Genomic DNA, 12,438 nt, shown 5'->3' with positions numbered 1-12,438 from the left:
TTATAACTTATCTTGGGAATATTTTCCTATCTTGCTATTGTTAAGGTTTTTTTAAAGAATTTTTTGAAAACCTTGCTTGACTTTGAGAGCTCTATAATTTCGGTTTCTGTGTCATATTCTTCATAGCTCTTTCTTAGTTTAAGCAGTACCTCATTATTTCTTATACTGATCGTTACAGCTTTTATTGCGGCACATTCGCATGTTTCTATCTGTTCAGCGAGCCTTAAAAATATTGAAAGTTTTATGATATCTTTAAATTGTTTTTCAGATATAAAGGATTCATTGGGAAGTTGTTGAAATTTGATTTTATTTTCGTGAAATAGGCAAATATATGAACATCTTATGAGATCTTTTGGGTTTACTCCGTATATAGGAAGGTTTTGGATTAGGTATGCGCCATGTTTTGCATGATTGTAAGGATCTACGTACTTTCCGATGTCGTGTAAAAACGATGCTATTTCTAATAATTTCCTATCATTTTCGTCAAAATTGTGAAGGGGCCTCATCTGGTCGAATATTGATAGGCTGTGGTGGGTAACTCTTTTTGCATGCTCTATGTCCAAAAAATATAAATTAGCAATATTTAGTAAACTGTTGTCCAAAATATTTTCGTATATTAAAGGATAAATCTTAAAGTCGTTGCTTAACGAATCAAAAATTAACCCTTCCTTAAGGCCATTTCCGCTAACAACAAATTTGTCCGAATTTGTTATGTCGAATAACACCTTCAAAGGAGCCATTCCTGCTAAGATGATGTCAGATCTTTGTTTTGAGAGACCATCTATATTTTTTCTATTTTTTGAACTTAAATTTGCAATATATGAATATATTTGAAAAACCTCATTTTTTGTCAGCTCATAATGATGCAGCTTTAGCGAAAACCATTTATGAAGAGCTCTGTGTATCTTTGCAAAGGTCCTATTTGATCCTCCTATTCCTACAATTGGCATTCCTGACAATTTAACGTCTTTTAGCCATGGGATATTCTGAAGTTCTTTTTTCAAAAAATTTTCTATATTTTTTGTGTCACATATTTCTTTTGTTTCTGAAAACATATCTGTAAGGTTTACGCTTCCATAGGGAATCGAAACAAAATTGACTATCTTTCTGTCCTTTACAAGGGTAATCTCAGTGCTGGCGCCTCCAGTGTCTGCAAGTATGAAGTCTCTTAAATTAATTGTATTTAATGCTCCAAGGTATCCATAATATGATTCTTCTTTTTCAGAGATAATTTTAAATGTTATGAGCGTCTCTTTAAAGATCAGATCTAAGACGTCTTTTCCGTTTTTTGAATTTCTAATACATGCTGTAGCTACAGCTATAATTTTTTTTGTGTCATAAAATTCAATAATCTTTTTAAAAGTCTTAAGCGTTTGGATGGCCCTTCTAATGGGTTTTTCCTGGATGAAGCTATTCTTGTAGAATCCTTCTGACAACCTGACTTGCTCTTTTTTTTCCTCAAGTATTCTAAAGCTCTTGTCCTCGTTTACCTCTATAATTCCCAGTCTTATAGAGTTTGAGCCAAGGTCTATTACAGATAATCGTTTTCCCATGTTATATTGCTGTCTCGTCATCAAAATTTTGGATGGGGACGAATTCCATACTCTTTATCGTCTTGATTTCTTTGTTCTTGACTTCAGCACTTTTTAATATTGTTTCATATAGAAGCATTTGGCTATCTATTTGATTTTGTGAATTTTTTGGGACTCTGATATAGCTCCCGTCTTCATTGAGATCTCTTGCTTTTACGTTGTCTTTTAACATTATGTTTAGACACTTTTTAATTCTCTCCTTTAATGCTTCGCTCTCAACAGGGAAAATTGTTTCTATCCTTCTGTCAAGATTTCTTGGCATCCAGTCGGCGCTTGAAAGATATATCTCTTCATTTGAATCATTTTTGAAGTAAAATATCCTGCTGTGTTCAAGAAATCTTCCCACAATGCTAATTACTCTTATATTCTCGCTGATTTCTTTTATACTGGGCCTTAGGCAGCATATTCCTCTCACAATTAGATCTATTTTTACCCCCTCTATCGATGCGAGATAGAGCTCTTTTACTATTTCATCATCTACTAAGGCGTTCATTTTGGCTATAATGTGTCCGTTAGAGCGATATTTTGACTCTCTTCTTATCAATCTAATTATTTTCTCTCTTAAGTTGATGGGTGAAACCCCTATCTTATACCAGTGACTTGGCTGGGAAAGTCCTGTCAGCGTGTTGAAAAGATTTGATACGTCTGTTCCAAAGTAGACATTGCTGGTAAACAGGCTGAGGTCTGTATAAATCTTTGCAGTATTTTCATTGTAATTTCCAGTCCCAAGATGAACATATCTTCTTATTGTACCCTCTTCTTTTCTGACAACTAGAATGGCTTTTGAGTGGACCTTTAAGTGGGTGAGCCCATATACTACATGACAGCCTGCTTTTTCGAGCTTCTTGGCCCATATGATGTTGTTTTCTTCGTCAAAACGAGCTTTTAGCTCAATAACTACCGTTACCTGCTTGCCATTGTCCGCAGCTTCTTCAAGGGCTTTTACTATTGGGGAATTTTTCGTGACTCTATATAGTGTCATTTTTATTGCGAGAACATCTGGATCTTGTGCTGCTGTGCGAACAAATTCTATAATCTTTTCAAAGCTCTCAAACGGGGTATGCAGCAAGAGATCTCTTTCTTTTATCAGATCGAATATGGTTGTATTGTCAGCTGTCAAGAAATCGATTGGCCTTACTGGTTGCAAAGGGATGTCTTTAAGACTTTTGAACGCTGCAATTTCTTGATTGGAAAACTTCATTAGGAAGGTATAGTCTAATGGTCCATCTATTTTATATACATCTTCTTCGTCAAGCTCGAAATTGTCTTTTAAAAAATTTTCTAAAATTTCAGGGCAATCTTTACTTATTTCAAGCTTAACTACCTCGCCGTATCTTCTTCTTTTTAAAGACTTTTCTATTTCTTCTAATATATCTTCTGCAATTTGTTCGTCTATAGTGAGATCGGCATCTCTTGTGATCCTGAAGAGTGAATTGTAGACAATTTCTTGGTTGTTGAAGAGGTCGCCTAAGTGGTGGGCTATTATGTCTTCTAAGAGTATGTAGCTGTAACTGTTCTTATCAGAGGGTAGGGAAATAAATCTGTCTAAGACGCCTGGCACCTGAATTATTGCGAAAACATCTTCCTTTTTAAGTTTTTGGTTTTTATTTTTTACAAGATAATCGGAATTTGATCTTAATAAGACAAATATATTTAGGGTTCTGCTCTGAATAAAAGGGAATGGCCTTGAGCTATCCACAGCCATAGGAGTTAGCACTGGGTAAATAGTGTTTTTGTAGTATTTTTGTACAAAGTTTAGCTGGTTTGGGCTTAACTCATTGATTTTTAATATATTTATGTTGTTTTTTTTCAAAAGAAGCATGAGTTCTTCCAAAAAAAGAGTTTGCTGATCTTGGGATATCTGGTGAGCTTTTAAGGTAATTTCCTTGTAAAGCTCTTCAGGAGTTAGACCTGATGAGTCCTGAAATACGAAATCGTCGAGCACCTTGTCTATAATTGAACTTACTCTGATCATAAAGAACTCGTCCATATTGGAGCTAACTATGGAAAGAAATTTTAGCCTTTCAAAGAGTTTGTTACTGCCGTCTTTCGCTTCCTCAAGCACTCTCTTGTTGAATTCTAAAAGAGATAGCTCTCTATTTATGTTGTAGATTCTTTCTCTGATCATTGCGGGATAACTTTTAAAACAGGAATTAGGCCAAAAATTCTTCTAAAGAAAATAGATTCATTATCAAAATGCCACTTTTCAAGGAGAATGTCGTCATGAGTAAGGGTTTTAAATATCAGATAGTGTTCTTCAATCTCTAATTTTATGTCTTGAATCTTCCCCTTTTGTGAGGAGTCAAGAGCGTTGGAAAGCTTTAATATAGCTGCTATTTTTGTTATGGTTAGCCTATCTTTAATTGTTTTACAACTAAATGAACAATCTTTTTCATCTGGATCTCTTTCCTGATATATCTTAACTGAATTTGCGATGATGTCTCTTTCCTCGCTGCTGAGTCCTGGAATCTTTGCGGAGCTAATAATATTATATGAGTGTTCTCCTGGATCGTTTACATCTACAAATTTTCCAACGTCATGTAAAATGCAGGCCATCTTTAAGAGAAGTCTTTCTTTGTCTCCCATTGCGTGATAATTTTTGGTGTAGTCAAAAATCGAAACGGCAAATCTCAGAATGTTGTGAGACATATTAATATTTCTTAAATATTTTTTTGCAATACTTTCTGAAACGCTTAATATGTCATCTTCGTAAAGAGCGCCTTCGTCCATCAGAATTGAATTTGCTACTGCGCTCCTAAAGGAGAAACCCATAATCCCAACTTCATTAATTTCGCAAATATCTAATATCTTTTTAAAAATAATAGTTGATGGCAAAAGGACATTGGCAACTGGCGGCATTAAATAATAGTCTTCAACAAGGTTAATTGTGGTTTTGTCTTTAATTTCGTTATAAAATTTCAAAAGTTTTTCTTTACTTATATTGCTAATATCCCTTGGGGGTTCTTCTTCAAAGATTAGATTGTAAATTACTTTGCTTTCTCCTCCAAGGCCAATCGCAAAATCTATTTTATAATTTTTTATCTCCTGTGAGATGGTGTGCATCTTGCTTTCTATGAACTCATCTAGTATCTCTGCAAAATCAAGCGTTTCTCTTTCAAGGCTTGAGAGTAGCGCTCTTAATTTTAGCGATCCTATTTCAAGATTTGACGCATATTTAAGCTTGTCTCTTTCTACTATCATTAGGGAAAGTCCACCAGAACCTATATCAAAAATTAAAACTGATTTATTGCCGAACAGTCTGAGATAGCAGTCATGCCTTTTCATATATTGATATTTATAAAAAGATTCTTCGATTGTCTCTATTAGTTTAATGTCTATTCCTGTGGCAATCTTTATTCTTTCAATTATGAAATCACAATTTTTTGCTTCTCTGATAGCGGTAGAGGCAAAAACCAAGGTTTCTTCCACCTCGTATGCTTTAAATAAATCCTTTAATTCCTTGAGTATTTTTGTTAATTGGAGCAGTATTGTGTTTGAAATTCTGCCTATTGAGAAGGTGTCCTTGCCGATCGAAAGAGGCTTTTTTATGTCTTCGATTGTTTCGAATATTCTATCGTTTTTTTTCTGGGCTATATGGGCTTTGACAAAGTTTGCCCCTATGTCGATAATTCCAATTATTTTACTTTCTGTCTTTTTAGCTTCCTTGACATAAGAGTTGCTGTCTTCACTTTTATCCATGGGTGTTAAAGCTTTTCTTTTTCAAGTTCCTTTAGCCGTGAGTCAATGTTTTTTAATAGATCTTTGGGATCTCTATTTTTTGAGTTAATTGTTTCGGGCTGAAGGCTAACATCGAGCTTCCCTGAGCAAAGCATAAAAGAGACGATAAAAAAAGCCAAGCTTCCTGTCAGCGTTCCTAAAAGAAAAAAATCAACATTTCTATTCTGTCTCAAGAACAACACCTCTTGTAATATTTTTTTGGCGGAGAGGGTGGGATTTGAACCCACGAGCCGAAATTAATCAGCTAACCGCTTTCGAGGCGGTCTCCTTCGGCCACTCGGACACCTCTCCACAAAATTTAAACTGAAATTTATATTTTAAAAGCTTAAAACTTTCAAACACAATTAAAATTATTACTTATTTTGTGTTATCAAATTTAATAAAAAAGATTTTGAAAAAGATTTACGACTATAGCTTGCAATTATAAGTTAATCCCGTTTAATTTATAATTGCATCGAGCTTAAAACGTGAAGAATAGGAATTTCTTTTTCTTTTTGTTGGTCTTCTTTGGGATAGGGTTGAGTTCAAATGAGTCTATTTGATTGTAGGTGCCCGCTTTTACCTCAATAGTTCTTTTCAAAGGCTTAAAGCCAGCAGCAGAGACGAAGAGTTTGTACTTTCCTGGCTTTAACCCCTGTACGCTAAAGTAACCTCTATCGGATGATGTTGTTTGCTCATTGTTAAATTTTATCGTTGCATTTGGTATTGGGTCAAAAGATTCTTTGCTGATCACAAAACCAAAAAAACCTGTTTCAGAAAGTTGAGCAGGGGTGATTTTTTCTATTTTTGCTTTGTTGCTTTTTTTGAAAAAAGGCAGTTCAAAAGCCCTTGCGTTAGATATGAATAAAGTGGTTACGAATAAAAACATTATTATTATTGATGTGTAACTTTTCATAGAACTCCTCCTAATATTTCTGATTTTTATATATATTATATGTTATTGTAAATTATTACAACCACATTATAACATCTAGATACCCTTGCGTTTTCTGTTTAGTTAATTCACTACTTTTGAAAATTAGATGCAATATTGTTAGCCTGAAAATAGCAACGCTCAATCTATTTTAACATTAACAGATGATTGCATCACCTTTTTAATATTAGAATTTTACCTACTATTTTTAAAAATAGATTTAAAACAAAATTAGAAGATAAAAATCTTGATATAAGAAATGACGTTACAGGTAGAGTTATAAAGAGCACTATTATTGCTATAAATGACCTTGCAATTTCTGTAGCTACCACCTCAAGACTAAATACCCTAAACCATGAAAGAGTCGGTCCCTGTATTGATACTAAAAGTATTAAGGGCAGGTAACATCCAATGTAAGCAAGGTAGAGAGTCTGCAGCAATTCTGGCAAGCTTTCTCTTCCTGATTGGAAAGAAGAGTTAAAAATTTCTCTCCAATTTGAAGTAGGAAAGAGCATTTTATACTGTTCTGCCGTAGAGGCAATGCCTGTCGATAACTTTATCGCCGCTCCAGAAGAACCAATTATCATTGCAGATGATAAAAGATTTGTAAAATTAATGTTCAAGCTAATATTTTTCAAGAATAATCCTTCCTCGCTTATCATCCCTGTGATGTTCAAGAAACTATTAAGATAATAAGAAAAAACAGATGCGACAATGATGCCAGAAATAGTGCCTATAATTGCAGATAAAGATTTTTGGGAAAAACCACAGATCAATATTGTTTGTATCACGACGCCTATAAACAAGACTGCAATGGTGACGACAAGGATGTTTAGATTTGTAATTACTGCCGGTATTAGCCAAAGCCATATTAAGAACATAAAGCCAAATAGCCCTATCATCATATATATTCCTCTTAAACCGCTTGCAATAAAAATTAAAATAAAAAATATTAAAAGGAGCCATGGGTATTTATTGTATCTGGCAATATCTGAAATAAAAAATGTCGGTTCGTTGTCCGATCTTATCTGCTGATAAACTATCACTCTTTCATCCGGTGACAGTTTTAAGTCGTAAGGTGAGCCAATCTGGTGAACGTATTCTGTGGTAAACTCTTTATCCTTAAAGACCCCGGTAATAAGTTCGATCTTGGTCTGCAATATTTCAAGGTTTGGATTATCTTTGTTCGGCTCTTTTGAAACAGAAATTACTCTTGCTTCCTCATAGGTTTGGGAAGGTTGGTCGCATAGTGCATCGCGCACCAAAAAAAATGTTAGGTAGATACAAGCGAGACATAAAAGAACTATGGTTTTTTTCATCTTGGCTTGTTAATTCTTTTTGATATCTCTTGAAGAAGATATCTTTGTAACTTCTTTCATCCTTGATAGACAGCTTACAACCTGATGTGCTCTAATCTTGCCTACACCTTCGAGCTTGTCGAGATCTTCTTCTTTTGCTTCCAACAAGTTGTTCAAGTTTTTATAATTTACAATCAACTTCTCTACAATTGCCGATGGCAGCCTAGGCACATTTCCTAATACTCTATAACCCTTTGGAGTTAAAGGTTGGTCTGGATTGTTGAAACCAAGATGTTTCATTACTACAATCTGATCTAATATGTCTTGTTCAGACTTAAGCTGTTTTAAATTTTCAAGTAATTTTGTTATATCTGTTAATTTTTCTTCGTTGAGGTAGTCTTTTAGAATTAAAACCTCGGTTTCTTTAACTTCGGACATGAGTTCGAGCAATTGCCATTTCGTTAAGAGACCGTCTTTGCCAAGCTGTATAATATATGTTTCTATCTCTTCTTCAATAAATTTTAGCATTTCAGATCTGGTGATGATATTTGCGATATCTGATGCTGTAACGCTGTCTGTGAACTCAAGGACAGATAGGTGTTCGAGCGAGCGATTAAAAACTTGTTTGTAGCTATCAAGCGTGGTGAGTGCTTGATTTGCGCGCCCCACAATAGATGCGCTGCTTTTCAAAGGATATGTTACATCTCCTTTATATAGAGTCACCACACCTCTTCTTTCTGAGATCGCTATTATCAATTCGCCTGTTTGCTTTGCAAACCTTTCTGCCGCCTGGTGTCTTGACCCAGTGTTTACAGATGGTATGTTTGGATTTGGTATAAGGAGTGCGTTTGCCCTTAATATCGTTTTTGCGTCAGCATTTAGTATTATGGCTCCATCCATCTTTGACAATTCAAATAATCTGGCAGGAGTAAATTCTATTTCGAGAGGAAAGCCTCCAACTGTTATTGGCAGGGTTTTTTCTGGACTGCCTACAACAATAAGCGCACCTCCTCTGGCATCAAGGATTAGGTCCACACCATCTCTTAATGGGTTTCCAGGTGAAATCAATTTTAGAGATTTTAACCAATCTTTTCTTTTGAATACTGAGTTTTCCATTCTTTTATCCAATCTGTTAAATCTTTTAGTTTTTTTATTTCATTCAAATCTAAATCTTTAACTTTTGTCTTTATGTCAGGCGCAAAGACCTTTTTGATACCAATTTTTGATGCCTCTAAAAGTCTTTTTTCAATATTATATACAGCTCTTACTTCTCCAGATAAAGAGCATTCTCCTATAAAAAGTGTACTCTTTGGAATAATGATATCATAATAAGATGAAATTAATGATACTGCAATTGCAAGATCTATACCTCTGTCTTCTGTTGTGATACCGCCAGTTATGTTTATGTAGATATCCTTATCGTACAGTTTCATATTTAGATGTTTCTCTAAAATTGCTACTATTAGCATGAAGTGATTAAAGTTTATGCCGTGAGAGAGCCTAGTTGAGTTAGTTTTGAAGGATTGGTTAACAAGAGACTCAACTTGTACAAGAAGAGGCCTGGAGCCTTCCATGGTTATACAAAAAGAAGTTCCTGAGAGATCGCTATTTTTTAAAATTAGCTCTGAGATATTTTTGGGTTTTATTAGACCCTCTTCCTTCATCTCAAAAATAATTAATTCATTCGTCGATCCAAAACGGTTTTTTAAAGACCTAAGGGTTCTTGTGGTAGAAGACCTGTCTCCCTGAAAGAACAAGACGCTGTCAACCAAGTGCTCAATAAATTTTGGGCCTGCAATTGAGCCTTCTTTATTTATGTGACCAATTAATAAAAAAGGGGTATTTGTTTGCTTGGAAAACAAGTTTATTTTTGATGCGCATTGTTTCATCTGGGAGGGAGATCCCAAAGACGAGGCCTCTTCAGAATCATAAAGCATTTGTATAGAATCAATTACAATCATAGAAAAATTATAATTTTTCACTGTTTTAAGTATCTTGTTTAGATCGGAGCAGGAAAGGAATTTTAAATTTTTCTCATTTAGGTTCAATCTTTTTGCTCTGGATGCCACCTGGTTTGCAGATTCTTCGCTTGATATGTATAGGACTTCTTGATATCGATTCGAAATTTGATTTGCCATTTGAAGAGCTAAGGTTGACTTTCCAATGCCTGGCTCTCCAGAAAGCAATGTGACGGAGCCTTTAACAACTCCGCCACCAAAAATATCATTTAGATCGGGTAACTCAAATGTCAATCTCTCTTCTTCAACATAAACTAAATCATCTAACTGAAGAACACTTTCTTTTTCCAATATGTCGTCTTTTGATTGAAAGCTATTCCAAGAACTACATATTGGACATTGCCCCTTCCAGACAGCAGATTCAAATCCACATTCTGTACATATGAAATTATTTTTATTTTTATTTGCTATTGCAGCTCCTCGCTGGTACAAGCTCTTGTATATTTTTAAATACAAACTCAGTTGAGTTATGGTCGACTTCTATGCTATCGTTTGCTCTAATTGAGCCTTCTATGATCTTGTCAGCTATCGGGTCTTCTATTCTCTTTTGGATTAGTCTTTTTAGTGGTCTGGCTCCAAACTTTGGGTCAAAGCCCTCTTTGGCTAATTGTTCTATAGCCTTTTCAGAGAAAGATATGTCTATCAGGTTTACCTTCAGCTTGTCCTTTACATTTTCTAATATTTTTTCTGTTATATTGAGCATGTCTGGCTGTGAAAGAGAGCTGAATATTATTATTTCATCTATTCTGTTTAAAAATTCTGGTCTAAAGGTATCCTTGAGTTCTTTTTGAATTTGACTTTTCAGTTTTTCGTAATCAAGTGCGTTTGAGGATGCTAAAAATCCGGGTGAGCCCTCTTTTAGCATGTGTGTTCCAAGGTTAGAGGTCATAATAAGAATTGTATTCTTGAAATTGACCGTTCTGCCCTTTCCATCAGTCAATCTTCCGTCATCTAATATCTGTAACAAGAGGTTAAACACATCGGGGTGAGCCTTTTCTATCTCGTCAAACAAAATGACAGATGAGGGCTTTCTCCTGACGGCATCAGTAAGCTGGCCACCTTCGGTGTAGCCAACGTATCCAGGAGGAGCTCCAACCAAACGCGATACTGTGTGCTTTTCCATATATTCTGACATATCAAATCTCAATAGCGATTCTTCACTTCCGAAAAGGTATTCGGCAAGTGTTTTTGCAAGCTCAGTCTTTCCTACTCCGGTTGGCCCCAAGAACAAAAAAGATCCTAAGGGCTTTTTGGGATCCTGGAGACCCGCCCTTGTTCTTCTTAGTGTTTTTGCAATTGATCTTACGGCCTCATCCTGAGCAACTATTCTCTTATGAAGAGCATTTTCAAGGTTCAACAGCTTCTTCATTTCAGACTCGGTAAGTTTCTTTAACTCTACTCCCGTCCATTCGCTAACTATTTCTGCGATATCTTCTTCGGTTACTATCTTGGCCTCCAGGGTATCGTCTATTTCCTGGTTATTAAAAGTAGATATTTCATCTCTTATTTTTTGTTCATCGTCTCTTAAGATCGCAGCCTTTTCAAAATCTTGCATTCTTATGACGCTTTCTTTTTCTGCAATTACATATTCCAATTGTTTGTAAAGGTCTTTCCATGCATCTGATATGGCAGGCTCTTTTAGCTTTACTTTTGCAGATGCCTCGTCAAGAACGTCTATCGCCTTGTCTGGCAGAAATCTGTCAGAAATATATCTTTTGGCGAGTTTTACTGATGACATAATTGCATCTTCGGAAATTTTTACTCCGTGATGCGTTTCATATCTTTCTCTTAGGCCCATTAATATTTGAATTGCTTCCTCTTGGGTTGGCTCTTCGACCTGTATGGGATGGAATCTTCTCTCGAGCCCCGCATCCTTTTCGAGATGCTTTCTATAGTCTTCAACAGTCGTTGCTCCGATACATTGGATTTCACCCCTTGCAAGAGCGGGCTTGAGTATGTTGGCAGCATCTACCGCTCCCTCGGCAGCACCAGCCCCAACTATTGTGTGCAACTCATCGATAAAGAGTATTATGTTTCCAGAGCTTCTTATTTCTTCTGTTATTTTCTTAAGTCTATCCTCGAATTCTCCGCGATATTTCGTGCCTGCTATTAGTAATCCAAGATCAAGGGAGATTAAACGTTTCTTCCTTAGTAAAAGCGGGACACCGCCATCAACTATTGATTGGGCTAGGCCTTCAACTATTGCAGTTTTGCCTACACCTGGATCTCCGATAAGTACAGGATTGTTTTTCGTTCTCCTGCACATTATCTGTATTAGTCTTTTTATTTCTTTATCTCTTCCTATTACAGGATCTAACTTTTTTTCTCGTGCAAGGGCCGTAAGATCTCTTCCAAACTCATTCAGGAGTGGAGTACGGCTTGATTCTTTGCTTTTAATCACTGATCCGCCAGATATTATTTGTATAATCTGGCTTCTAACTTTTCCTATATCCAGGCCAAACGATTTTAGAACTCTTGCTCCAATGCCATCTCCCTCTCTAAGAAGACCGAGAAGTATATGCTCAGTGCCTATGTGATTATGGCCTAGAAGCCTTGCTTCTTCCCATGAAAGCTCCAGTACTCTTTTGGCTCTTGGCGTGAATGGTATTTCCGATATAAGCGTGCCGCCGCCGCGGCCTATCAGTCTTTCTACTTCACGTCTTATATCTTGTGGTTCTATATCCATAGAATTTATAACCTTGTTTGCAATGCCTGTTCCTTCAGCCAAGAGACCTAAAAGTATATGTTCAGTACCGACGAAATTATGGCCCAAGCGCTTGGCTTCTTCCTGAGCAAGGATTATAGCCTTGGCTGCCTTTTCGGTAAACTTTTCAAACATTTTAGACCTCCATTTGGTATTTAATTTTACTATGATATAT

General features: G+C 35.9%; 9 protein-coding genes and 1 tRNA gene. All 10 read right to left on the bottom strand.

Translation table 11 applies throughout. From position 1 onward, the window contains the following. Positions 1 to 26 precede the first annotated feature (26 nt). Positions 27 to 1,553 carry a Ppx/GppA phosphatase family protein gene (locus V4762_RS09445; protein WP_347315534.1) on the bottom strand — a complete coding sequence of 509 codons (1,527 nt, stop codon included), beginning with the start codon at positions 1,551 to 1,553 and terminating at the stop codon, positions 27 to 29. A gap of 1 nt (position 1,554) precedes the next feature. Then, positions 1,555 to 3,720 (bottom strand): polyphosphate kinase 1, encoded by a 2,166-nt coding sequence (gene ppk1, locus V4762_RS09440; RefSeq protein WP_347315533.1) that lies wholly within the window; start codon positions 3,718 to 3,720, stop codon positions 1,555 to 1,557. After that, entirely contained in the window at positions 3,717 to 5,291 is a 1,575-nt protein-coding gene (locus V4762_RS09435; RefSeq protein WP_347315532.1) for a Ppx/GppA phosphatase family protein, read from the bottom strand. Before V4762_RS09435 ends, ppk1 begins: the two co-directional genes overlap by 4 nt. A gap of 5 nt (positions 5,292 to 5,296) precedes the next feature. Continuing rightward, entirely contained in the window at positions 5,297 to 5,503 is a 207-nt protein-coding gene (locus V4762_RS09430) for a hypothetical protein (RefSeq protein WP_347315531.1), read from the bottom strand. A gap of 26 nt (positions 5,504 to 5,529) precedes the next feature. Next, positions 5,530 to 5,621 (bottom strand) — tRNA-Ser (locus V4762_RS09425). Between the two features lie 169 nt (positions 5,622 to 5,790). Then, positions 5,791 to 6,225 carry a carboxypeptidase-like regulatory domain-containing protein gene (locus V4762_RS09420; protein WP_347315530.1) on the bottom strand — a complete coding sequence of 145 codons (435 nt, stop codon included), beginning with the start codon at positions 6,223 to 6,225 and terminating at the stop codon, positions 5,791 to 5,793. A 191-nt stretch (positions 6,226 to 6,416) separates the two neighbouring features. After that, positions 6,417 to 7,562, bottom strand: coding sequence for a YibE/F family protein (locus V4762_RS09415; protein ID WP_347315529.1), 1,146 nt, complete (start codon positions 7,560 to 7,562; stop codon positions 6,417 to 6,419). Positions 7,563 to 7,571: 9 nt separating this feature from the next. Further along, positions 7,572 to 8,657 carry a DNA integrity scanning diadenylate cyclase DisA gene (gene disA / locus V4762_RS09410; protein WP_347315528.1) on the bottom strand — a complete coding sequence of 362 codons (1,086 nt, stop codon included), beginning with the start codon at positions 8,655 to 8,657 and terminating at the stop codon, positions 7,572 to 7,574. Next, positions 8,621 to 9,991: a DNA repair protein RadA gene (radA, locus tag V4762_RS09405; protein ID WP_347315527.1), complete on the bottom strand. Its 1,371-nt coding sequence runs from the start codon at positions 9,989 to 9,991 to the stop codon at positions 8,621 to 8,623. Before radA ends, disA begins: the two co-directional genes overlap by 37 nt. Then, a complete protein-coding gene (locus V4762_RS09400) occupies positions 9,960 to 12,398 on the bottom strand; it encodes an ATP-dependent Clp protease ATP-binding subunit (RefSeq protein WP_347315526.1) in 2,439 nt (812 codons plus the stop codon). The genes radA and V4762_RS09400 overlap by 32 nt, the downstream gene beginning before the upstream one ends. Positions 12,399 to 12,438 lie beyond the last annotated feature (40 nt).

The sequence above is a fragment of the Thermodesulfobium sp. 4217-1 genome (assembly GCF_039822205.1).
Classification (GTDB): domain Bacteria; phylum Thermodesulfobiota; class Thermodesulfobiia; order Thermodesulfobiales; family Thermodesulfobiaceae; genus Thermodesulfobium.
Note: the sequence above shows the minus strand (reverse complement) of the source record. Positions and strands in the feature narration are given on the sequence as shown.